Here is a 21061-nt window from a genome sequence, read left to right as displayed (position 1 = left end):
GCGTGTCATGACCGGATTTTCTCTATTCCTCTCGGTCGTCCAGGGGCTCGTCGCCGGGCTTGGTGTAACCGTTTTCGTCACGATCGCCTCACTGGTGTGCGCAGCCGCCTTCGGGTTCCTTCTCGCTCTGCTCAGGCAATTTGCCGGGATCAAGTTCATCAATCTCGCGATCGATGCCAGCTGCGAAATCCTCTGCAATGTGCCGGCCTTGACGCATCTGTTCATCCTCTACTTCGGGCTTGCCAGCCTCGGCGTGAAATTGACGTCGATCACGGCGGCCATCCTGGGCCTCGGGCTCATCGGGGCGGCGATCACCTGCGCAATCTTTCGCGCCGGTTTCGCTGCGCTGCCGAGCGGGCAGGCGGAGGCGGCGCTTGCTGCAGGGCTGACCCCATTCCAGACCATCTTTGGGATCCTGACGCCACAGGCCATGCGGATAGCGCTTCCGGGGCTCGGAAACTACGCGGTGCAGCTTCTCAAGGATACATCCGTCGTCTCGGCCATTGCGGCGCCGGAAATCATGTTCTTCGCCCGTTCAATGGTGACGTCGTCCTTCCAGACAACAATGATCTACGCGACGGCGGCGGCACTATACCTGTTTCTGAGCCTGCCATTGATGCAGGTAACGCGGTTCCTTGAAAGACGCTACGGGAGGTTAAAGGGATGAGTGCTTTCCTGGCGCCCTATGGCGATTATGGTGCCGAATGGCTGCCTCTGCTGCTGCGGGCGATGGTGAATACGGCCCTGCTTTCCGTTTGTGCCTTTGCCCTGGCATTCGCTTTCGGCCTGCTGCTTTCGCTCTGCCAGAAATCCAGTTTCGCAGCGCTGCGGTATTTTGCGGCTCTTTATGTGACGATCGTGCGTGGCGTGCCGCTGCTGGCGGTTCTGTTTCTGCTTTATTTCGGCTTGCCGGGCATCGGGGTCGTCTTCGATGCTTTCGGTGCGGCGATCGCCGGCCTGGCGTTGTGTTTCGCGGCCCAGGTCGCAGAGCTTTTCCGCGCCGGCCTGAAGGCTATACCGGCCGGGCAGAGTGAGGCAGCGCTGGCCGCGGGCTTCACCCCGGCCCAGAGCTTCGTCTGGATTATCCTGCCGCAGGTCGCGCGTGTCATTCTGGCGCCGATGATCATCACCTTCGTCTCGCTGCTCAAGGATTCTTCGCTCGCTTCGCTGATTACCGTCAACGAACTGGTCCTCACCGGGCGGTCAATGGCGACCGAGTATTTCCTGCCCTTGCAAATCTACATTGCCGTCGGCCTCTGCTATTTCGCGATAGCGTGGCCTTTCTCGGTCCTCTCGCGCCGGCTAGCCCTTCCGGCCACCCGCTAACTCGTCATCACAAGGCCAAGACCATGACCATTGAAACGACCGTTGCCACCGGCGACGCCCGTCGGCATGCAACGCAATCGCATGAACCTCGTTGGCCGGTGATCCTTATGACGCCCGACCTTAGCGAAGCGCCTGATGCGCCGACCGAGAAGGAGTATGTGGTACGCGCCAACTACGCGGACGCCATAGCCGAGGCAGGGGGAATTCCGTTGATCCTGCCTTACAATACCCGGAACCTGGCACCGGCCTTGGCGCTCGCCGATGGAATCGTCCTCACCGGTGCGCGGCCGGGGACTGAGGTGACAGGCGCGCGCAGGCAGTTCGAAATTCAGCTGGTCGAGCAGGCCTTGAAAACTGGCAAGCCGCTCCTTGGCATATGCCACGGCATGCAACTGATCGGTGAATGCCTTGGAGGCAAATTTCAAACCGAACTGCCGGCCGCCGCCGTATCCCACATCCCGCAAGATATCCCCGACGTTTTGGCGCACGAGATCATCGTCGAGCCGGGCAGCGTGCTGATCGATTGGGTGGGGAAGGGCCCGGTACGCGTCAATAGCCTGCACCGGCATGCTTTGGCTGGCCACGGGCGCTTCCGTATCGCTGCAAGGGCGCCGGACGGCACCATCGAAGCATTCGAAGGGGAAACGGACGGCTTTTGCCTCGGCATCCAGTGGCACCCCGAATACCGGCTGACCGAACTCGACAGGAATATCATAGGGGCCTTCGTCGACCGCAGCGCAGAAGCAGCAGTCCGCAAGGTACGCGATGCCTCATCGGCTGGAAGCAATCGCGTACGCGAGCGGCTGGCACAGCTCGCGCTTGCCTTGCCGGAAGCATCCTCGCCGCCAGGCGCATTTTCCGGGGCTGTGCGGACCGGCAATGTCATCACCGTTTCCGGTCAGGTGCCGCTGAAGGACGGCGTAGTGCTGCAGACGGGACATCTCGGAGTGGACGTCTCCATCGAAGAGGGACTGGAATGCGCGCGCTGGGCGCTTCTCAATGCGCTTGCGCAGTTGGAGAGGGCTGCGGGTGGCTTTGACAACATCCTGGGCTTCGTCCGTCTGGCGGGCTATGTGGCGGCGGATGCTGCTTTCGAGCGCCACGGCGCCGTCGTCGATGGCGCTTCGGAACTGCTCCGAGAGCTTTTCCCGGATCGATGGGTGCATGCCCGCATCGCGATCGGCGTAACATCTCTGCCGCGCGGGGTTCCCGTTGAGGTCGAGTTGACGGCCGTCGTCGGCGACGAGGCTTGAGATGGCGCGCATTGCGGTGATCGGCGCGGGCGTCATCGGCGTATCGTCGGCCTATCTTCTGGCCCGGGCGGGGCATGACGTGACGCTTATCGATGCGGCAAGCGAGCCCGGCATGGGGGCGAGTGCCGGCAACGCCGCGCAGCTGTCCTGGGCCTACGGTGACGCTATGGCATCGCCAGCCCTGCTGAAGCATCTGCCAGCCATCGCGATGGGCCGCGATCCGGCCTTCCGGATCCGCTGGCAACTCGACCGGGACTTTCTCTGCTGGGGCCTGAAATTTATTGCCAATACCCGGTTCAGTTGTTGGTGGAACAATACGCAGGACATCCTGCGCCTTGCCGAACAATCCCGTCACGAGCTCGCAATCCTGCTTAGGGAAACCGATGTCGAATTCGATTACCGTGTCGCTGGAAAACTGCATCTCTACGCCGATCGGCAAAGTTTTGCTGCCGCCGATTCCGGTGTCGCGCGCAAGAACGCCCTTGGCTTCGAGCAGCGCCTGCTGACGCGGGTGGAGGCGGAAAACATCGAACCTGCGCTCGCCGCGTATCAGGGAGAGATTGCCGGGGCCGTTTACACTCCAGGTGATGCCCTCGGCGATGCGGCCGGATTTTGCCGCCAGCTCACCGCCTGGATGATCGAGCGCCGGCAGGTGTCGGTGCTTTTCGGCAGGAGGGTCTCGAGCTTCGTCCAAACGGGAGGCGTGCTGACAGGATTGAGGTTCGAGGACCGCGACGAGCTTCGCGTCGACGCGGCCATCGTTGCCGCAGGACCGCAGATCCGTTCCCTCATATCCGATTTGCCCGAGGCTCGCGACATACGCCCCGTCAGAGGCTACTCGCTCACCATTCCAAGAACTGGCCTTGCACCAAGTATCAGCCTGACAGACGTCAAGCGAAAGCTTGCCTTTGCAGCCATCGGCGATAGTTTTCGTGTCGCCGGACTGGCAGACATCGAGCGTCCGGGGGCCGGTTTTAATGCCAGACGTTTCGACACGCTCAAGCTGGCCGCGTCTGCAGTGCTGCCCGACCTTTTCGAGCGATCGGACGAACTGATGAGATGGTCGGGCGAGAGGCCGATGACTCCGACCTCCAAGCCCATTATCGCTGCCTCCCGACGCATCAAAGGTCTCTACATCAATGCCGGTCACGGCATGTTGGGGTGGACGCTTGCATTAGGCTCTGCCCGCCGCGTGGTCGATCTCTTTCAATAAGTCGGTGGCTGGCGCCCGGTGCTTATCGTTGCTGACGCTCTCCACCTGCCGCAGCGTTCCGGCAGAGGCTGCCGAGACTTCGCTCAATTCATACCTCTTCACATCCATCTGATCGTTCCGGATCATAAAATCCGGAACGAAGGAAGTCAGAACTCATCACCAAACGGAATCCGGAATGCGGGTTGGTCCTAGCCGAATTTCTCGGTCGTATCGGCCTTGCCGAACACCCAGTAGCCGGATGCCTTGATCCAGCTGAGCGGGCAACCTCGCTCCAGTAGGTAGGCGCGGATATCGCGTGTCACCGAGGCTTCCGCCGCCACCCAGATGAAGGTTTCCGGTTTGATATCGACCGTGCTCAACAGTTTCAGCAGCGCGGTGGCATCGGTTGCCTGAGACAGAGGCCGGTGCACCCAGTGGGCATCCAGTTCGGCTGATGTCTCGAAGACTTGTTCTTCCAACGGGCCGGTGACGGCTGCGATTGTGGTGATCACGGTTCCGGCGCCGCTCTCCTCGATCCGGCGGCCGATCGCCGGCAGCGCGGTTTCATCGCCGATCAGAAGCCACCGTTTGACTGTCGCGGAAACTACGGCGGAGCCCCTTGGTCCGCCGATCTCGAGCCTGGCGCCGGGGCGCGCGTCGATCGCCCATTGGGTCACAGGGCCTGCCTCGTGCAAGGCGAAGTCGATGGTCAGTCTGCGTTCGGCATTGTCGTAGCGGCGCGGTGTGTAGTCACGGCGTTCTTCCCCGCCATCGGCGGCCGGTACGAAAATCTTGATGTGGTCGTCGGGCGCAAGGCTGATGAAATCGGCAAGATCGCCGCCGGTCAATTCGATGCGGCGCATGCCGGGGGTGATGTCGATGACGCTTTCGACCATCAGGGTGCGCCGTCGCGTGTCGTGGCGGATCCGCTCGATGATAGGGGCGGGTGAAGTCTGTTCTTTGAGTTGATTGTTATCCATGTGTCCTTCCGGGGCTTTGAAGCTCGATCCGCAGGACATAGTCGCGCAGATCGAAGCCGCAAAAGCCGTTCGATCATACGCGTTGAGTGACGTTAACGCTTACGTGGCCGGGTGACCCGACCATTGACGGCATCATGTAGCCGACGACGGCGGCATGTGCAACCGCAAGGGAGCCAGCAATGGCGATGATTGCCAAAGTTTAACTTTCCGGCGGTGTTCCGGTTGGGCAATGATCGGCCGATCAGCGGTTATGGAGAAGACAATGGACAGCGGAATCCAGGACGTGCTCGACATCTATCACGCGATGATCGAGACGGAGCATAACAGCCCGCGCGAGCTGCCTCCCGGCGGCCGCGACGGAGGGGAGGATCAGCGGCTGCGCGCGGTGGGACCAGAGACCGGGCAGTTCATCAATATCCTCGCCAAGAGCCTCAAGAGCCCGACGATCCTCGAACTTGGCACCTCCTTCGGTTATTCCGGGATATGGCTGGCGGAGGCCGCGCGCGCTTCCGGCGGCCGGCTGATCACCATGGAAATGCACGACTACAAGTCTGCCTACGCACGCGACATGGCCGTCGGGGCAGGGCTCGCAGAGCATGTGGAATTCAAGGTTGGCGACGCCGTCCAGATGATCGGCGAGCTTTCCCAAGGCATCGATTTCGTGCTGGTGGATCTCTGGAAGGATCTCTACGTTCCCTGCCTCGAAGCCTTCTATCCTAAGCTCAATCCGGGCGCGATCATCGTCGCCGACAACATGCTGCGCCCGGGAGGCGATGATCTCAAACGCTATGGTGAGGCTGTCCGTGCCAAGCCAAGGATATCAAGCGTGCTGCTGCCGGTTGGCAGCGGGCTTGAGGTCAGTCGGTTCGATTGAGGCTGAGGTGAGATTAGCGGCCATTTTGTTTTTAGTTGCAGCAAAAAAGATGACACGTTTGAAGCTAATTTCCGACACTTTCCCGATCAAAGCTCCGCCATCGCGAGCTTTGGAGATGTGATGTCGGGCATTCTTATCGCCACCCTGTTGGCAACGGTTTCAGCAAAGATTCCCGCCGGATTTTCCAGCGGTGACCTCCTTTATTCTGATTGCGGCGGCTCCCGGCAGTTTGTCGTCGGATATGTCGCGGGTTGGTTGGACAAGTGGAACCGGGACGAGTATTTGGCCCGCCGTATTTTCACCGAAGTCGTTCCTGCGCCGAAAGCAATGGTGAACTCGGCGTATTTTGCCAACTCCGTTGGGGTAAACGTCTGTGTGCCGGTTGGAACGACCGCGGAAGCAATCGGCACTACGTTGTGTACATTCCTGGAAGAGAATCCCGGCATTCGCGAGGCCACCGGCGACGAGCTGATGACGACCTTGATCGCCTATAAATACCGCTGCCCCGTGCCGTAGGAACGTCAAACTCCCCCCGGCTTGTTGGTTTCAATGAAACGGCTGAGCGAGGTGGCGGCATTCAGCATGTGGGCGCGCATGCGCCGGGATGCCATCTCGCCGTCGCCTTCGGCGATCGCCTGCATGATTGCCTCGTGTTCGTCCCGGGATCGGCGGAGCCGTTCGCCCTGGCGCAGCTGCGTGCGCCGGAAGGCGTTCAGCCGGTTGCGCACGGCGATCGCCTGTTCGGCAAGGAAGCCATTGTGGGTGGCGTGATAGATGGCTTCATGGAATTGGCGGTTGAAGCTGTCATAGGCATCGAAATTTCCGGCTTCTACGATCGGCTGGGAGAGATCGTGCAGTTCGATCAGATGGCTGCGCTCCAGCGGCGTCATGCGGTAGGTGGCGAGCCTGACGCATACGGCCTCGATTTCGGCCACCGTTTCGAACATTTCCATGATGCGCTCCGGCGTCATACGGGCGACGACGCCGCCGCGCCGGGCGCGTAGCTCGACAAGGCCACCCGCCGCCAGCTGACGCAACGCTTCGCGAACCGGCGTGCGGGAGGCGCCGAAGCGATCGGCAAGCTGCTGTTCGTCCAACGCTGCGCCCGCCGCCAGCGTGCCGGTGGCGATCTCGTCCGTCAGGGCGTTGCGAATGCGGTCGGAGAGCAGCCCGCGATCATCGCCGTCATCCTCGGTTTCGAAACCACTCGCCATTCCGTTATCTCCCGATCTGTTTCAACACCGACGGCTCGATCGATTGTGTATGCAAATGTGATTAACGTACCGCCTCGCGTATACACAGATGACATCACGAAGGTGTTACGTATTCAATAATTGACTTTATGTCGGATGGGAATACATAAATCTCCAGCGAGCAGGCTTCTGCATACACGAAGCCGCTTCAAATACCGATTTGAATACGACGGGAGCCGCAACGCGACGAAGGCCAGCGCCTCGTGCCGGGCAAAGCGAACCGTTCCGACACGGCATCACAGACCAACCGATTTTGACTTGGCTTCGGTTCTTCGGTCCCGAGCCGACATGCTTTCGATCCTTCAATTCCTGGACGCATAAGGAACCAGATCATGATGATGAACAGACGGACATTCTCGGCCGCCCTTGTTGCCGGCGCCGCCGCTTCTCTGCTTGCCACCCGCGGTATGGCCGCGACATCCTCTCCCGTTAAGGCGCGCAACGTCGTGCTGGCGCACGGGCTGTTTGCCGACGGCTCGTGCTGGACCGAGGTGATCGCCCGCCTGCAGGCAGGCGGGCTCAATGCCACGGCGGTGCAGAACCCGCTGACGACGCTGCCCGAGGCCGTAGCTGCCGTGAAGCGGGTGCTCGACCGGCAGGATGGCCCGACGGTTCTGGTTGGGCATTCGTTTTCCGGCATGATGGTCACCGAGGCAGGCGTGCACCCCAATGTTTCGGCGCTCGTCTATGTCGCGGCGCGGGCGCCGGATGCAGGTGAGGATTATACCGCTCTCGCCAAAACCTTCCCGACGCCGCCGGCTTCGGCCGGCATCGTCTTCGACGGCGACGAGGGACGCCTCAGCGAGGAAGCATTCCTGCGTGATTTTGCCGGCGACCTGCCGGAGGCGAAGGCGAAAGTTCTTTACGCCGTGCAGCAGCCGTTTCAAAAGGCGCTGCTGACCGGCAAGACGACACAGGCTGCTTGGCGTTCGAAGCCGAGCTGGTATGCCGTCTCGACCGAGGACCGGACGATCAATCCCGATCTCGAACGCTTCATGGCCAAGCGCATGGGGGCGAAGACCATTGAAATCAAGGCCAGCCATCTGTCGTTGATCTCCCACCCGGACGAGATCTCAAACCTGATCCTCACGGCGGCGGGGCAGAATACGGACTGATGCCGAGGCCGGGAAGCGGCAGGGCCGCGGCAGCATCCCTGGAGCGGCGAGGGGCCGCCGCTCCTCTCATATCGGTCGGCGCAGCGGCCTGAACGCTGCTCGAAGCTCGGCGGAGAAGAGCTCCGGCTGCTCCCAGGCGGCGAAGTGGCCGCCCTTGTCGACCTTGTGGAAATAGATAAGGTTGCGATAGGCGCGACGGGCCCATGTCTCCGGGGCCTGATAGCTCTCCCCGGGAAAGACGGTGATGGCGACCGGAAGCGCGATCTTGGAGGTCTTCTCCCCGGCCGCAAGGACGGGACTGCGCCCGCCGCCATATTCCCAGTAGATCCGGGCCGAGGAAGCGGCGCTGTTGGTCAACCAGTAAAGCGTGATGTCGTCGAGCACCTCGTCGGGAGACTTTTCGGGATCGCTGCTGTCGTAGGTCCAGTGCGTGAAGCCTGGATGACCGAGCGTCCATGCCGCAAGGCCGGCCGGGGAATCCGATATGGCGTAGCCGATCGTCTGCGGTCTCGTGCCCATCATGGTGGCATAGGACCTGTTCCCCATCTTGGCTGCGGCGCTGAGGGCATCGAACGCCGCGCGTTCCTCGGTGGAGAGTCGTTGCGGCGCTGGCCCGCCCGCGGCGAGCACCGCGGCAACTTCGGGCGGCACGACAGCCGGCAGGTTGATGTGGATGCCGAGCAGACCTTGTGGCGCGAGCCGTGCCATCGCGCCGGAGACCGGCGAGCCCCAGTCGCCGCCCTGGGCGACGTAGCTGCTGTAAGCGAGGCGCTTCATCAGTTCCGCCCAGGCCCGCGCGATGCGGTCCGGCCCCCAGCCGGTGCCGGTCGGCTTGCCGGAGAAGCCGTAGCCCGGCATCGACGGAATGACCACGTCGAACGCATCTTCGGCGCGTCCGCCATGAGCGGTCGGATCGGTGAGCGGGCCGATGATCTTGAGGTTCTCGAATACCGATCCCGGCCAGCCATGGGTGATGATGACGGGCAGGGCATTCGGATGTTTCGAGTGGACGTGAATGAAGTGGATGTCTAGGCCGTCGATCTCGGTGATGAATTGCGGCAGCGCGTTCAGCTTCGCTTCCGCCTTTCGCCAGTCGTAGCCGGTGCCCCAATAATCGACGAGCGGCTTGATCTTTTCGAGCTGTATGCCCTGCGACTGATCGTCGACCGTCTCGCGTTCGGGCCAGCGTGTTGCCAGCACGCGCCGGCGAAGGTCGAGGAGGTCCGCCTCGGGAGTGTCGACGCGAAACGGGCGGATCGCATCTCCCGTGGCAGCCGATGCCGGATAGGACGGAAACAGGCTGGTCGCGCCCGCGGCGGCGATCCCGATCGCCGCGGTGGTCAGGAACCTGCGCCGGTCGCGGTTCGGGGATTCCGAGCCGGCACTTGTGAGCATTTTGAAGAGCATGGTCATGGCATTGTCCTTTGAAGCAGACGCCTTGGGCAAGACTTCGATGAGTTCGGCCGTCGTCAGAATAGCATGGGCGTAGGTCGGGCCGTTCGGCTTGTGCGCAGCATGCATCATTAGGTGCGAGAAGGCGGCCGTCGCGTCGCTCGCCAGGGTCGCGAAATAACCGAGTTCCATGACGAAGCGGGCGGTGGATTCGATACAGGTATCCCCGCCGGATCATCTCGATGCGAGGCCGGCCGTATTGCGCAGGTGATCGGGATGCGCGCCGCCGCCCATACTTCTCGCCACCATCGCGACGATGGTTTCGAAGAGTTCGTTCTTTGCCTCGACGGCGGTGATGTCGCCCGACGCGGCGGCATAAGAGAGGGCTTCGGCGGCGCCGAGCATGGCCCAGAGGCCGGCTGCGGCGATCGTGCCGGCACCGGTAAAGCGCGAAAGCGCGATGCGGCATTTCTCGATGAAGGCCGCTTCGTATTCGCGCTTGATCCTTTCGAGTTCCGGCGAGCCGGCAAGTGCTGCGATCACACCGGGGATTTCGCGGCCCTGAAGAAGCACGCAGTCGACATAGGAGGTGGCGATGACTGTGGCCCGGTCGGCGAGCGACGGCTGGCTTGCCGCAAGGGCTGCGTCCATCACAGCCGTCTGGCGGGCGTCGAATTCGCGGTAGAGCGCTGCGAGCAGGCCGGGGCGGGTTTCGAAATGATCATAGACCACGGGTTTCGTTACGCCCGCCAGCTCTGAAAGCCGGCCGAGGGTCAGCGCTTCCGTTCCTTCGTCACGGACGATCTGCCAAGCGACGTCGAGCAATTGGCGATGCCGATCCTGCCGCGACAGGCGGCGGCGCGGTTGCGGATTGGTCGGCTGACCTGTTGTTTCGGCGCTTGACATCGCTATATACCAAAAGTAACTTACTGAAAGTAGCTTACCAAAGGTATACAGCCCGCGACTTCCGTCCGCAATCATTCAACAGGAGTTTTCTGCATGCACGCGCTCATCGTCGTCGCGCATCCCGATCCCCGGTCGCTTACCCATGGCGTTGCTGCGCATCTCGCCGAGGGCATCACTCTTTCCGATGCCGGCCATTCCTTCGAGATCGCCGATCTTGCGGCCGAGGCCTTCGATCCTCGCTTCAGTGCTGCCGATATCGCCCTGCATCTCAGGGAAGGGGTGTTGCCCGCCGATGTTGCCGCCGAGCAGGCAAGAATCGATCGCGCCGATGCGCTGGTGCTCGTCTATCCCGTCTATTGGTGGTCGATGCCGGGGCTGCTCAAGGGATGGATCGACCGGGTCTTCACCAATGGCTGGGCTTACGACTACGGCGCGGATGCTAGGCTGGTGAAGCGGCTTGGCCGACTGCCGGTGCATCTGGTCGGCCTCGGCGGCGCTGATGTCAGGACCTATGCGCGGCACGGTTATTTCGGCGCGATGAAGACGCAAATCGATCATGGGATCTTCGACTATTGCGGCGCCCGGGTCGTGACATCAGAGGTGCTGTTCGAAGCCGGACCGGACCATGCGACCGCTCATCTGGAGGCTGCGCGCGTCATCGGCCGCAGGCTTTTTGATGCCTCCCGGCAACGCAAGGCGGCCGACGCGGCGTAACGATGTAGCGCGAGATCCGACGGCGCGGTTTTGCTGGCTGGCGCGGGCAGAGTCTTGCGCCGCCGGCTTTTTCACGAGACAAGCCTTGGATGAGTATTCCGACGACACATCCCTTCGATTTCGATCCGACCTACGGAATGCAGCTCGAAGAACTTCTCGCGGTCGAGCCGCCCGGGGCGCCTGCCGGCTTCGATGATTTCTGGAAGGCGCGGTATCTCAAGGCGCTGGCGGTCGATCCGCAGCCGGTGCTGCGCCGGAGCAAGATCACCCATGCCGACTGGCACGTGCTCGATCTCGTCTATATCTCGACCAGTTCATTCAGGATCGGCGGCTGGCTCATCCTGCCGCGTAAGGGGGAGGTGCGGCGCGGTCTTGTCGTCGGGCATGGTTATGGCGGGCGGGATCGTCCCGATTTCGATCTGCCGGTCGAGGAAACGGCGGTGCTCTTTCCCTGCTGCCGCGGGCTGTCGCTCAGCGCCCGTCCGCCGATTTCGCAGAATCCCTCCTGGCATGTGCTACACGATATCGACAAGCCTGGATCCTATATCATCGGCGGCTGCGTCGAGGATCTGTGGCTTGCCGTCTCGACGCTGGTTGCGCTCTATCCCTGGGTGTCAGGACATATCGGCTATAGCGGCATCAGCTTCGGCGGCGGTCTCGGGGCGATGGCGATCGCTTACGACCCGCGTATCGATCGCGGTCATCTGGCGCTGCCGACCTTCGGGGACCAGCCGCTGCGGCTGACGCTGCCGACCGTCGGCAGCGCGCAGTCGGTGCAAGCGTATCATAAGAAACACCCGGATGTGCTGGAGACGTTACGCTTCTACGATGCGGCGACCGCCGCCAGCCGGATCAAGGTGCCGATGCTGACGGCCGTCGCCCTTTTCGATCCTGCCGTCGCACCGCCCTGCCAATTCGCCGTCGCAAATGCGATACCAAAATTTAATGAAATCTTCATCCTGGATGCCGGGCATTTCGATTACCCTGGAAGTGCTGAGCAAGAAGCGGTTCTCCGCGACAAGATCGGACAGTTTTTCAGGGTGCCATGAACCGCGAATATCTGCGCTGGTACAGTCAGCGGCTGCATCGAGACATGGAGATGCTGGTGTTCGGCCATGCCGGCGCCAAGGTCCTGGTATTTCCGACGCGGGACGGGCGCTTCTTCGAATATGAACAGCTCGGCCTCGTCGCGAGTCTCGCCGACAAGTTGGAAGCCGGCCATCTCCAGCTCTATTGCATCGAGGGCCTGGCGACAGAAACCTTTTACGGCTTTCACCGTCACCCGGCCGAGCGAATCCGCCGGCATGGCGCCCTTGAGGATTATATCCTGCACGAAGTGCTGCCGCTGATGGCGGCGAAGAACCAGCATGACTGCACCATCGTGCACGGATGCAGCCTCGGCGCCTTCCAGGCGGCGAGCCTGTTCTTTCGCCATCCGCATCTCTTCCGCAAACTCGTCGCCTTTTCCGGCCGTTACGATCTGACGATGAGGGTGGAATCCTTCGGCGACCTGTTCGACGGCTATTACGACGACAGCGTCTATTTCCACACGCCGGCGCATTTTCTGCCAGGGCTCGGCAGCGACTGGCGGCTCGACAGGCTGCGTGAGCGCGACATCGTTCTCACCATTGGCGACGCCGACCCTTTCCTCGACAACAACCGCTATCTCAGCCGGCTGCTCGGCGAAAAGAATATCGGCCATCAGCTGCATGTCTGGGATGGACGCGCCCACCGCGCCGGCGCCTGGCGGAAGATGGCAGCGCTTTATATTTGACGGGGCGCCGTTATGGCCAATGCAGCGCCGCCGTCGCCACCGGCGCGTCCCAGAGTGCGATCTCCTCGTCGCTCAGCAAAGCAAGGGTGACGGACAGTCCCTGCATGTCGAGCGAGGTGACATAGGTTCCGACCAACGAACGCTCGATCGGAATGCCGCTTTGCTCGATAAAGCGGCGGGCGCCGTTATAGGCGAGGTAGAGTTCGGCCGGCGGCGTGCCGCCGAGGCCGTTGACGAAGAGCAGTGCGCGGGTACCCGGCGCCACCGCGATATCGCCGGCGATGGTTTCGCAGAGATGGCCGATGATGGCGTCGGAGGCGGCGAAGGGCTGCCTGGCATGGCCGGGTTCTCCATGGATGCCGACGCCCATTTCCATGTCGCCCGGCCCAAGCGAAAATGTCGTGCGCTCGGTCTGCGGCACCGTCACGCCGTTCAGCGCGACACCCATCGAGCGGATGCGGGTGTTCAATCCCTCGCCAAGCTGCTTCAATTCGGCAAGCGACATGCCGCGTTCGGCCGCAGCACCCAAGAGTTTTTCGACGATCAGCGTTCCGGCAACGCCGCGCCGGCCATTGCCTTCGCCGGACCTTGATGTCTCGATATCGTCGCTGACGACGACCATGTCGATGTTGTGGCGGTCGCCGGCCATCTCGATCGCCATTTCGAAATTCATCAGATCGCCGTCGTAATTCTTGACCACGAGCAGGCAGCCGGCGCCGGTATCGGCCTCTTCGATCGCAGCGATGATCTGACTCGGTGTCGGAGAGGTGAAGATATGGCCGACGCAGGCGGCATCCAGCATGCCGTGGCCGACGAAGCCGATATGCATCGGCTCATGGCCGGCGCCGCCGCCAGATATAAGCGCCACCTTGCCAGGGGTGAGATGGCGGCGGCGGATGCATCTGCGCTCAGGCCCGAACACCACCAAGGCCTCATGGGCGCGCACGAAGCCTTCGACGCTTTCGGCGACCATGGTTTCCGCAGTGTTCATGAACTTCTTCATCAAGCCCCTCCCAAGGCCAAAAGCATTACGTTACGTCAACCCGCTCACTACTCACTGCTCACTCGCCCCTGAAATCGCGACGATCTTCTGCACCAGATCGGAGATCGCCTCTTCCAATAGGCGGTTTTTCCTGTCGTCGCCGAAGTCGGGCACCATCAGCGAAAGGTGCCGCAATTTCTCGGAATGGCCGAGGTCCGGCAGCTTGCCGGGATGGGCGGCCTGATAGGCTTCGAGAAAGCGCTCCTGTTCGGCGGCGCTAAAATGGCAGACGCGGACGATGGTGGCGAGATGGCGCGCCGGCAGCGGCGTTGCATAGGTCGGGCTGGTGATCTGGGTGACGAAGCTGCGATGTTTTCCAAGCGCCGTCGCCAGGCGCTGGCGCGTGCCGGATGGCCTGTTGTCGATGATCTGCGCCAGAATGGACTTGTAGGCGATAATGGCGTCTTCGGTGTCTTCGCGCGCCATTCTACTCTCCGGCAGCCTTTGTGCCATCGGCGTTGAGGCCGATGATCGCCGATCTTATCGCGGGACGCCGGGCCGGCGCCACGGAAAAATGCCTAAGACCGGCGGCGAGCAGGCCGGGCAGATAGTGCGGATTGCCGGCCATGTCGCCGCAGATGCTGACTGGCTTGCCGGCGGTCAGCTTCACCGCCTGGGCAAGCAGCCGGAGCACGGCGGGTGCAGCCTTGCCGGCATCGGCGTCGATATCGTCGCGGGCGGAGGCGGCAAGATATTGGGTGAGGTCGTTGGTTCCGAACGAGAAGAATGCCGCCGCCCCGAAGGCGTCGAGCATCAAAGCGGCAGCCGGCACCTCCACCATCATGCCGATCGGCGGCATTCGGTGGTGCAGGGCGCGGCGGCCGAGCTTTTCGGCTTCCTCCCGGAAGATGTCGCGCATCCTGTCGATTTCGTCGGGAAAGGTCACCATCGGCAGCATTACGGACAGCCTACCGAAGACGGCGGCGCGCAGCAGGGCGCGGGCTTGGACGCGGGCGATTTCCGGCCGGGCAAGCAGCAGTCGGATGCCGCGTAGGCCCGAGGCAAGAGCCGGCAGATCTTCCAGGCCGCGGAGCGGCTTGTCGCCGCCGATATCGAGCATGCGGATCGTTACCGGCCTGTCGCCTGCCTGCTCCAGTACGCGGCGATAGATCGCCAACTGCTGTTCCTCATTGGCGGCATCGGCCACTGAGGTTATCGAAAATTCCGAGCGCATCAGGCCGACGCCTGCCGTTGCCGGATCGAGCGCATCGATCTCGGCGGGATCGTTGATGTTGATCGAGAGCAGGATCGGCACGCCGTCCGCCGTGCGCAACTCGCCGCCGGTGGTTTGCGTGTCGCCGGCGGGTTCTTGTGCAGGCGCGAGCGGCGGGATCAGCATGCTGCCCGCCTGCAGGATGACCGCACCGGCGTTGCCATCCACGCTGACAGGATCTCCGTCTGCGGCTGAAAAGCGGCCTGTGCCGATCACCATCGGCACCGATTTCGCCCGGGCGAGCAGGGCGACATGGCCGGCGGTGCTGCCTGCGAACAGCGCGATGCCGCCGCCTTTCGACCAGTCATGGGCGAGAAAGCGGCTCGGCTCCATGTCCTTGCCGACGAAGACCGAGCCGGGCGGGAAATCGGCAATCGGGGTGCCGGCGAGCGCGCCGAGCACGCGGTTCTTGATGTCGAGAATATCGACGGCGCGTGCCCGCATCTGCTCTTCATCGGCCGCTTCGAGTTCGCCGATATAGGCGTCGAGGGTGGCGACCCAGGCAAAGACGACATTCTCGTCGGCTTCCAGGCGTGCGCCGGTCGCTTCCGCGATCGTCGGATCGCGCAGCACCTCGATCTGGAAATCGATGATATCCCGGCTTTCGGCGTCGGCTCCATCGGCAAGGTGCTCGAGTTCGCTGATCGAGATGTCGATCGCCTTCTCCAGCGCGCCGTATCCCCCGACGGCTCGGGACGCAGGGGCGGTGTCCGGCTGCTCGGCAGCGGAAGGAGCCTTCGGCTCCTCCGCGAGAAAGGCCGGGCCGGATGCGATGCCCGGGGATGCGCTCTTGGCTTTCAGTCTAAGCGGTTCGGCCATGTTTCTTTTCCTCATCGAAGTTGCGCTCGATGAGTTCCTTCAGGGCGCGGATCGCCTCTTCGGCGAGAATGCCGTCGGCCCGTATTCTAAGGATCGACCCTTTTCGGATTCGCGCGCCCATGATCTTGATGATGCTCTTGCCGTTCAGCCAGACATCGCTGCCGTTGACGGCGATCTCGATCGAACAGGGGAAGGACTTGGCAAGCCGCGTGAAGGTGACGGAGGGGCGGGCATGCAGCCCGACGCCGTGCTTGACTTCTACCTCCGTCTGGCAATTCACATGCAATGGATCGGGCTCCTGTTTTTCACTACGCAATCCTGTTGTCATCAGGGGGACAGTTCCTCGGCTGTGGCGACGACCTTGGCCAGCGAAGCGCCCCCCGACGCCTCGGCGGCGGCGATGACGGCGCCTTCAACCAAAGGCGCGTTGCAGATGGAGACGAGGGCTGCGCGGGGAAGGCCCAGCATTTCGATCGCCATCTCGCTGTTCGTTTCAGCACCGCCGAGATCGACGAAGACGGCGACGCCGGCATCGGACCAAGCGGCCTCGATCGCCCTGAGGATACCGCCGGCATCGGTGCCGAGTTCGCCATGGACATTGCCGCCCGACCAGGCGAGCGGCACGCTGTCGCCCACCATCTGTCGCACCATATCGGCGATCCCCCTTGCCACCAGCGGCGAGTGGGAGACGATCACGATACCCACATTTGCGGTCTTTCCATTCATTGCGGGCGGTGCTCCCCGAGATAGCGGCAGATCGCCGTGGTCAGTAGCGCGCAGCTCGACGCGCCGGGATCGACATGGCCGATCGAACGGTCGCCGAGATAGGCCGCGCGCCCGCGCATCGCCTTCATGTCAGCCGTGCGGCTGGCGGAACGTTCGGCCTTGCGGGCGACGTCACCGAGCGGAGACCGCTTCGCCAGCGCGGCATGGACGGGATAGAGCACGTCGAGCAGGGTCTTGTCGCCGGCATGCGCACGCCCGCGTCTGGCGACGGCATCGATCGCCTGTTTCAGCACCAGGGAAAAATCGGCCTTCTCGTCGTTTTTGCGAAGCTCGCGGCCGATCTCCATCAGCAGCGTGCCGTAGAGTGGCCCGGCGGCACCGCCGACATTCATCACCAGCGTCAGGCCGATCTTTTCCATGGCGTCGGGGAAGGGCAGGCTGGACAGGCTTTCGCCTTCGGCGCTCACCGCCTCGCAGCCGCGCCGCATGTTGGTTCCGTGATCGCCATCGCCGATGGCGCGATCGAGCGCGCAGAGATGATCGGTGTTTGCCGCGATCGTCGCGCGGCACACCTCGATCAACCCTGCCACAAGCACCGGTTCCGCCTGCACTGTCATCCTCCCTGTCGCCGCGCCTCCCGCGGGCTTTCAAGCGTCTCTTTGGTCAGGCGAGGCTTGCCGCCACACCGAACGCGCCGGCAACCGCGACGGCGCCGGGATCGGCAACGCCCGCCAGATCCCTTTCGCCGACATAGGAGGCGCGTCCGGCTTTCGCCTTCGTCATCGCCTTCGTCGACTCCGCCCCCGCTGCCGCAGCCTTTGCCGCGGCGGCGACATCGCCGGATGCGAGCGCCTGCAGGGCAGGCGACAACGCATCGACCATCGTCCGGTCGCCGACTCCGGCTCCGCCATAGAACGTCATCCTGTCGAGCCCGGCAAGAAGGGCTGCTGATATATCGGCCTTGTCAGCCATCGCCTTTGCTGCGGCGGTGAAGAAGATCGATAGCAGCACGCCACTCGATCCGCCCATGCTGGTGCCGAGGATATCGCCAAGCGAGGCAAGGGTTGCGGCCGGCCGGTCGAGCGGCAGTGTGTCGAGGCGGGCCAGCACGCTGCGGGCGCCCGTCGCCACCGTCGAGCCGGTATCACCGTCGCCGACGCGGCCATCCAGCCGGTTGAGTTCGCTTTCCTGCGAGATCAGATGTTCGCAGAGTGCCGTGATCAGGCGCCGGTTGTGGGCGTCATCTCCAGCTGCGCCGTTCGCGCCGTTCAATCCGGCTGATGTTCTCGGTGCGGCGATGATCTGGATCTCGTGGCGTTCGACGGCCGGCATCCAGGCATGCGGTTCGACCGCTGCCGTTAGCGCGGCCTCACGCACGGCGTCCAGCCGGATCAGCGACAGCGAGAAGCCGTTCATGTTGAGCGCGGTCATCATCGGCGCCGGGCCAATGATCAGCCGGACGCGGCGGCCAAGCGGCGAGGACAGCACGGCATTGGCAATGACGGTCATTTCAAGTGGCGGCACGGCGCCGAGATTGTTGATGAGGAGGGCGTGGCTTGCCCCTTCGCGCAGCGCAGGCGACAGGCGCGCCACCATGGTGGCGACGATATCGGCGACCGGCTGCAAAGTGATGCGTTCGACGCCGGGCTCGCCATGGATGCCAAGGCCGAGTTCGCCCTCGTTCTCGCCGAGACGGTCCTCATGCGCCTGACCGGGTACGCTGCAGGTGGAAAGCGACATACCGAGCGAGGCGATGTCGCCGGCTGCCGCGGCGGCATGGGCTGCGACCGTCTTCAGGTCCTCGCCCCTTTCGGCATGATAGCCAGCGATCTTGTGGACGAAGAGCGTGCCGGCGACACCGCGGGGCTGGTTGATCTCGGGGATGGCGATGTCGTCGGCGACGATGACCATTTCAACGTCGAAACCTTCGGTGCGCGCCTTTTCGGCGGCGAGGCCGAAATTCAGCCGGTCGCCAGTGTAGTTCTTGACGATCAGCAGGGCGCCCTTTTCGCCGGTCACGGCGCGGATCGCCGTCAGCACGGCATCGACGCTCGGCGAGGCGAAAATCTCGCCGGATACGGCAGCCGTCAGCATGCCCTTACCGACGAAGCCGGCATGGGAGGGCTCATGGCCGGCGCCGCCGCCGGATATGATCGCCACCTTCGACTTGTCCCAGTCCGCGCGCAGGATCACCTTGATGTCGGGAAAGCTGTCGAGGCGGGCAAGACGACCCTTGCTGCTCGTCAGAAGCAGACCGTCCAAGGCTTCGGTGACGATGTTTTCCCTGCGGTTGAAGAAGTGTTTCATCGATTGAGACCCGTCTGTTTGTTTTTCATGCCATCATCAAGTCTGTTTGCCGGTCAGGACAGGCGCTGTCCAGCCACATCGAAATAAAGCGGATCACGTAGCGTCAGGCTGATCCGGTCGCCCGGCGCAATCGCCAGATATGGATCCGCAAGTGTGACGAGCTTGTGTTCCCGCGCGGCCTGCCTGGGATCGCGGACCCTGATGTGCAGATGGTTCTGGTCGCCCAGATGTTCGATCCAGTCGATCTCGGCGTTGGCATCTTTGCCGACGACGATATCAAGATGTTCGGTGCGGGCGCCGACGGTTTTCGTGCCGGCCGGCGGCTGACCGCCCGGGAGCAGGTCCGCCGGCAGAAGGTTGATATGCGGCTGGCCGAGGCGGGCGGCGACATGCAGGTTGGCGGGATTGCCGTAGATTTCGCGCGGCGTTCCCACTTGCATCAGCCGTCCCTCGGCGACGATGCCGATGCGGTCGGCCATGGTCATGGCTTCCACCTGGTCGTGGGTGACATAGAGTAAAGTCGAGCCCAGTTCCTTCTGGATACGCTTGAGCTCCAGGCGCAGTTCGGCGCGCAGCTTGGCGTCGAGCGAGGACAGCGGCTCGTCCATCAGGTAGATCGCCGGCCGGCGCACCAGCGCCCGGCCGATCGCGACACGCTGCATCTCGCCGCCGGAAAGCCTGGTAGAGCGGTTCTCCAGCTTGTGGTCGATCCGGACCATGCGCGCGACTTCGCGCACGCGCCGGTCGATCTCCGCAGTGCTGAGTTTGCGGACCGGCGCCTTCAGCGGGAAGGCGAGGTTCTCGTAAACCGTCATATGCGGATAGAGCGAATATTGCTGGAAGACGAAGGCGACGTCGCGTTCGGCGGGCGCTTCGGCGGCGACATTGCGGCCGCCGATCTCGATGCCACCGCTGTCGGGCTTTTCGAGGCCGGCGATCAGCCGCAGCGTCGTGGTCTTGCCGGCGCCTGTGGGACCGAGCAGCACGACGAACTCGCCGTCGCGGATCGAAAGATCGAGGTCGGCCAAAGCCTGGGTGTCGCCGAAGCGCTTGGCGAGGTTCCTGAGGACGACATTAGCCATGCCGGGTCTCCTGATAGAGCGAGGACGGTACGGCACGGCCCGATGTGCAGTCGAAGAGCGCGAGTTTCGCCGGGTTGAATTCGAGGCCGACCCTTTCGCCGATCTGGAAGCTGCGATTGGCGGGAACGCGGGCCTTGATCAGGCCGCCCTGGGTTTCCACAGCCACGACCTGGTTAGTGCCGAGATATTCGCTGCCATAGACGGCACCGCGCAGCGCCGAGGCGTCGCTGAAGCGGATATGCTCCGGCCGGACGCCGAGCGCCAGTTGGCTTTCGGCCATGTCTTGGTGGATCTCAGGAACGGCGACATCGACGCCGTCGAGCAGGATCGACTTGTCGCCGCTTTTCAGGCCCGAGGTGAAGCGCATGAAGTTCATCGGCGGCGAGCCGATGAAATCGGCGACATACATGGTCGCCGGCTTGGCATAGATCTCCTGCGGCGTGCCGAACTGCTCGATGACGCCATGGTTCATGACGGCGATCTTGTCGGCCATCGCCATCGCCTCGTGCTGGTCGTGGGTGACGTAGACGGTGGTGGCATGGATGCGGTTGTGCAGTTCTCGCAGCTCGTGGACCATGATCTCGCGGAACTCGGCATCGAGCGTGCCGAGCGGCTCGTCCATCAGGAAGCATTTCGGGCGCCGGACGATGGCGCGGCCGAGCGCCACGCGCTGCCGGTCGCCGCCGGCAAGGCCCGAGACCGAGCGGTTGAGAATATGGTCGATCTGCAGCAGGCGGGCGGTCTCTTCGACGCGTTGACGGATTTCGGCTTTGGGCATGCCCTGCGACAGCAGCGGGAAGCCGATATTCTTACGCACGTTCATATGCGGGTAGAGCGCGAAGAGTTGGAAGACGAAGGCGATGTCGCGGGCGCTGGCGCGGTTGAAGGTGACATCCTCGCCGTCGAGATAGATCTTGCCGCTCGACGGCAGCTCGAGGCCGGCAATCATGCGAAGCGTCGTCGTCTTGCCGCAGCCTGATGGACCGAGCAGTGCCAGGAACTCGCCGTCATGGACGGTGAAGCTCGAATCCTCGACGGCGACGAAGCTGCCGAATTCCTTGCGGAGATTTTCGATCCGGATATCCGCCATGGT

General features: G+C 63.0%; 23 protein-coding genes. 10 read left to right on the top strand and 13 right to left on the bottom strand.

Features of this window, described 5'->3' with window-relative positions:
* Positions 1 to 7 precede the first annotated feature (7 nt).
* From AC244Q_RS12070 to AC244Q_RS12055, 4 genes are read left to right on the top strand one after another with little or no spacing between them, the layout of a single operon-like run.
* A complete protein-coding gene (locus AC244Q_RS12070; RefSeq protein WP_064652980.1) occupies positions 8 to 667 on the top strand; it encodes an amino acid ABC transporter permease in 660 nt (219 codons plus the stop codon).
* Positions 664 to 1326: an amino acid ABC transporter permease gene (locus AC244Q_RS12065; protein WP_064652982.1), complete on the top strand. Its 663-nt coding sequence runs from the start codon at positions 664 to 666 to the stop codon at positions 1324 to 1326. Before AC244Q_RS12070 ends, AC244Q_RS12065 begins: the two co-directional genes overlap by 4 nt.
* 23 nt (positions 1327 to 1349) lie before the next feature.
* Positions 1350 to 2579: an Atu1372/SO_1960 family protein gene (locus AC244Q_RS12060; protein ID WP_113545875.1), complete on the top strand. Its 1230-nt coding sequence runs from the start codon at positions 1350 to 1352 to the stop codon at positions 2577 to 2579.
* A 1-nt stretch (position 2580) separates the two neighbouring features.
* Entirely contained in the window at positions 2581 to 3792 is a 1212-nt protein-coding gene (locus tag AC244Q_RS12055) for an FAD-dependent oxidoreductase (protein WP_113545874.1), read from the top strand.
* Positions 3793 to 3980: 188 nt separating this feature from the next.
* Here the strand turns inward: AC244Q_RS12055 and AC244Q_RS12050 are convergent, their stop codons facing one another.
* Positions 3981 to 4751, bottom strand: a complete 771-nt coding sequence (locus AC244Q_RS12050) for a siderophore-interacting protein (protein ID WP_113545873.1) — start codon at positions 4749 to 4751, stop codon at positions 3981 to 3983.
* A 262-nt stretch (positions 4752 to 5013) separates the two neighbouring features.
* On the opposite strand from AC244Q_RS12050, the gene AC244Q_RS12045 reads away from it, so the two are divergent.
* Complete coding sequence (locus AC244Q_RS12045) at positions 5014 to 5625, top strand: O-methyltransferase (RefSeq protein ID WP_113545872.1); 612 nt, start codon at positions 5014 to 5016, stop codon at positions 5623 to 5625.
* 120 nt (positions 5626 to 5745) lie between these two features.
* Positions 5746 to 6141 carry a hypothetical protein gene (locus AC244Q_RS12040; protein ID WP_003560293.1) on the top strand — a complete coding sequence of 132 codons (396 nt, stop codon included), beginning with the start codon at positions 5746 to 5748 and terminating at the stop codon, positions 6139 to 6141.
* A 5-nt stretch (positions 6142 to 6146) separates the two neighbouring features.
* Here the strand turns inward: AC244Q_RS12040 and AC244Q_RS12035 are convergent, their stop codons facing one another.
* Positions 6147 to 6839 carry a GntR family transcriptional regulator gene (locus tag AC244Q_RS12035; RefSeq protein WP_113545871.1) on the bottom strand — a complete coding sequence of 231 codons (693 nt, stop codon included), beginning with the start codon at positions 6837 to 6839 and terminating at the stop codon, positions 6147 to 6149.
* A gap of 371 nt (positions 6840 to 7210) precedes the next feature.
* Here AC244Q_RS12035 and AC244Q_RS12030 point away from each other — a divergent pair, with 371 nt between their 5' ends.
* Positions 7211 to 7993 (top strand): alpha/beta fold hydrolase, encoded by a 783-nt coding sequence (locus AC244Q_RS12030; RefSeq protein ID WP_113545870.1) that lies wholly within the window; start codon positions 7211 to 7213, stop codon positions 7991 to 7993.
* 66 nt (positions 7994 to 8059) lie between these two features.
* On the opposite strand, the gene AC244Q_RS12025 is transcribed toward AC244Q_RS12030, so the two are convergent.
* Both AC244Q_RS12025 and AC244Q_RS12020 read right to left on the bottom strand, forming a co-directional pair.
* A complete protein-coding gene (locus AC244Q_RS12025) occupies positions 8060 to 9577 on the bottom strand; it encodes an epoxide hydrolase family protein (protein ID WP_206641119.1) in 1518 nt (505 codons plus the stop codon).
* 42 nt (positions 9578 to 9619) lie between these two features.
* The gene (locus AC244Q_RS12020) at positions 9620 to 10291 is read right to left on the bottom strand and encodes a TetR/AcrR family transcriptional regulator (RefSeq protein WP_113545869.1); all 672 of its coding nucleotides are present in this window, start codon (positions 10289 to 10291) and stop codon (positions 9620 to 9622) included.
* Positions 10292 to 10384: 93 nt separating this feature from the next.
* On the opposite strand from AC244Q_RS12020, the gene AC244Q_RS12015 reads away from it, so the two are divergent.
* From AC244Q_RS12015 to AC244Q_RS12005, 3 genes are all read left to right on the top strand, one after another.
* The gene (locus AC244Q_RS12015) at positions 10385 to 11005 is read left to right on the top strand and encodes an NAD(P)H-dependent oxidoreductase (RefSeq protein WP_113545868.1); all 621 of its coding nucleotides are present in this window, start codon (positions 10385 to 10387) and stop codon (positions 11003 to 11005) included.
* Positions 11006 to 11094: 89 nt separating this feature from the next.
* Positions 11095 to 12054: an acetylxylan esterase gene (locus tag AC244Q_RS12010; protein WP_113545867.1), complete on the top strand. Its 960-nt coding sequence runs from the start codon at positions 11095 to 11097 to the stop codon at positions 12052 to 12054.
* On the top strand, positions 12051 to 12779 hold the full coding sequence (locus AC244Q_RS12005) for an esterase family protein (protein ID WP_029870644.1): 729 nt from the start codon (positions 12051 to 12053) through the stop codon (positions 12777 to 12779). Before AC244Q_RS12010 ends, AC244Q_RS12005 begins: the two co-directional genes overlap by 4 nt.
* Before the next feature lie 10 nt (positions 12780 to 12789).
* Here AC244Q_RS12005 and AC244Q_RS12000 read toward each other — a convergent pair whose 3' ends face one another.
* From AC244Q_RS12000 to AC244Q_RS11960, 9 genes are read right to left on the bottom strand one after another with little or no spacing between them, the layout of a single operon-like run.
* Positions 12790 to 13782 carry a dihydroxyacetone kinase subunit DhaK gene (locus AC244Q_RS12000; RefSeq protein ID WP_029870646.1) on the bottom strand — a complete coding sequence of 331 codons (993 nt, stop codon included), beginning with the start codon at positions 13780 to 13782 and terminating at the stop codon, positions 12790 to 12792.
* A 51-nt stretch (positions 13783 to 13833) separates the two neighbouring features.
* Positions 13834 to 14247, bottom strand: a complete 414-nt coding sequence (locus tag AC244Q_RS11995) for a hypothetical protein (RefSeq protein WP_011652427.1) — start codon at positions 14245 to 14247, stop codon at positions 13834 to 13836.
* Position 14248: 1 nt separating this feature from the next.
* Positions 14249 to 15853 (bottom strand): putative PEP-binding protein, encoded by a 1605-nt coding sequence (locus tag AC244Q_RS11990; RefSeq protein ID WP_113545866.1) that lies wholly within the window; start codon positions 15851 to 15853, stop codon positions 14249 to 14251.
* Entirely contained in the window at positions 15837 to 16181 is a 345-nt protein-coding gene (locus tag AC244Q_RS11985) for an HPr family phosphocarrier protein (protein WP_017994418.1), read from the bottom strand. The genes AC244Q_RS11990 and AC244Q_RS11985 overlap by 17 nt, the downstream gene beginning before the upstream one ends.
* Entirely contained in the window at positions 16181 to 16579 is a 399-nt protein-coding gene (dhaM, locus tag AC244Q_RS11980; protein WP_003540653.1) for a dihydroxyacetone kinase phosphoryl donor subunit DhaM, read from the bottom strand. The genes AC244Q_RS11985 and dhaM overlap by 1 nt, the downstream gene beginning before the upstream one ends.
* Positions 16576 to 17196, bottom strand: coding sequence for a dihydroxyacetone kinase subunit DhaL (dhaL, locus tag AC244Q_RS11975; protein WP_113545865.1), 621 nt, complete (start codon positions 17194 to 17196; stop codon positions 16576 to 16578). Before dhaL ends, dhaM begins: the two co-directional genes overlap by 4 nt.
* A gap of 46 nt (positions 17197 to 17242) precedes the next feature.
* On the bottom strand, positions 17243 to 18886 hold the full coding sequence (locus AC244Q_RS11970; protein ID WP_113545864.1) for a dihydroxyacetone kinase subunit DhaK: 1644 nt from the start codon (positions 18884 to 18886) through the stop codon (positions 17243 to 17245).
* Positions 18887 to 18939: 53 nt separating this feature from the next.
* A complete protein-coding gene (locus AC244Q_RS11965) occupies positions 18940 to 19968 on the bottom strand; it encodes an ABC transporter ATP-binding protein (RefSeq protein WP_012757893.1) in 1029 nt (342 codons plus the stop codon).
* Entirely contained in the window at positions 19961 to 21058 is a 1098-nt protein-coding gene (locus tag AC244Q_RS11960) for an ABC transporter ATP-binding protein (protein WP_012757892.1), read from the bottom strand. The genes AC244Q_RS11965 and AC244Q_RS11960 overlap by 8 nt, the downstream gene beginning before the upstream one ends.
* Between the last annotated feature and the right edge of the window lie 3 nt (positions 21059 to 21061).

This window comes from Rhizobium sp. CB2179, from assembly GCF_057653455.1.
Note: the sequence above shows the minus strand (reverse complement) of the source record. Positions and strands in the feature narration are given on the sequence as shown.

Excerpts from the sequence above, each read along its gene's own strand:
- AC244Q_RS12070 (WP_064652980.1), top strand. The coding sequence starts at position 8 with ATGACCGGATTTTCTCTATTCCTCTCGGTCGTCCAGGGGCTCGTCGCC.
- AC244Q_RS12065 (WP_064652982.1), top strand. The coding sequence starts at position 664 with ATGAGTGCTTTCCTGGCGCCCTATGGCGATTATGGTGCCGAATGGCTG.
- AC244Q_RS12060 (WP_113545875.1), top strand. The coding sequence starts at position 1,350 with ATGACCATTGAAACGACCGTTGCCACCGGCGACGCCCGTCGGCATGCA.
- AC244Q_RS12055 (WP_113545874.1), top strand. The coding sequence starts at position 2,581 with ATGGCGCGCATTGCGGTGATCGGCGCGGGCGTCATCGGCGTATCGTCG.
- AC244Q_RS12050 (WP_113545873.1), bottom strand. The coding sequence starts at position 4,751 with ATGGATAACAATCAACTCAAAGAACAGACTTCACCCGCCCCTATCATC.
- AC244Q_RS12045 (WP_113545872.1), top strand. The coding sequence starts at position 5,014 with ATGGACAGCGGAATCCAGGACGTGCTCGACATCTATCACGCGATGATC.
- AC244Q_RS12040 (WP_003560293.1), top strand. The coding sequence starts at position 5,746 with ATGTCGGGCATTCTTATCGCCACCCTGTTGGCAACGGTTTCAGCAAAG.
- AC244Q_RS12035 (WP_113545871.1), bottom strand. The coding sequence starts at position 6,839 with ATGGCGAGTGGTTTCGAAACCGAGGATGACGGCGATGATCGCGGGCTG.
- AC244Q_RS12030 (WP_113545870.1), top strand. The coding sequence starts at position 7,211 with ATGATGATGAACAGACGGACATTCTCGGCCGCCCTTGTTGCCGGCGCC.
- AC244Q_RS12025 (WP_206641119.1), bottom strand. The coding sequence starts at position 9,577 with ATGGAACTCGGTTATTTCGCGACCCTGGCGAGCGACGCGACGGCCGCC.
- AC244Q_RS12020 (WP_113545869.1), bottom strand. The coding sequence starts at position 10,291 with ATGTCAAGCGCCGAAACAACAGGTCAGCCGACCAATCCGCAACCGCGC.
- AC244Q_RS12015 (WP_113545868.1), top strand. The coding sequence starts at position 10,385 with ATGCACGCGCTCATCGTCGTCGCGCATCCCGATCCCCGGTCGCTTACC.
- AC244Q_RS12010 (WP_113545867.1), top strand. The coding sequence starts at position 11,095 with ATGAGTATTCCGACGACACATCCCTTCGATTTCGATCCGACCTACGGA.
- AC244Q_RS12005 (WP_029870644.1), top strand. The coding sequence starts at position 12,051 with ATGAACCGCGAATATCTGCGCTGGTACAGTCAGCGGCTGCATCGAGAC.
- AC244Q_RS12000 (WP_029870646.1), bottom strand. The coding sequence starts at position 13,782 with ATGAAGAAGTTCATGAACACTGCGGAAACCATGGTCGCCGAAAGCGTC.
- AC244Q_RS11995 (WP_011652427.1), bottom strand. The coding sequence starts at position 14,247 with ATGGCGCGCGAAGACACCGAAGACGCCATTATCGCCTACAAGTCCATT.
- AC244Q_RS11990 (WP_113545866.1), bottom strand. The coding sequence starts at position 15,853 with ATGGCCGAACCGCTTAGACTGAAAGCCAAGAGCGCATCCCCGGGCATC.
- AC244Q_RS11985 (WP_017994418.1), bottom strand. The coding sequence starts at position 16,181 with ATGACAACAGGATTGCGTAGTGAAAAACAGGAGCCCGATCCATTGCAT.
- dhaM (WP_003540653.1), bottom strand. The coding sequence starts at position 16,579 with ATGAATGGAAAGACCGCAAATGTGGGTATCGTGATCGTCTCCCACTCG.
- dhaL (WP_113545865.1), bottom strand. The coding sequence starts at position 17,196 with ATGACAGTGCAGGCGGAACCGGTGCTTGTGGCAGGGTTGATCGAGGTG.
- AC244Q_RS11970 (WP_113545864.1), bottom strand. The coding sequence starts at position 18,886 with ATGAAACACTTCTTCAACCGCAGGGAAAACATCGTCACCGAAGCCTTG.
- AC244Q_RS11965 (WP_012757893.1), bottom strand. The coding sequence starts at position 19,968 with ATGGCTAATGTCGTCCTCAGGAACCTCGCCAAGCGCTTCGGCGACACC.
- AC244Q_RS11960 (WP_012757892.1), bottom strand. The coding sequence starts at position 21,058 with ATGGCGGATATCCGGATCGAAAATCTCCGCAAGGAATTCGGCAGCTTC.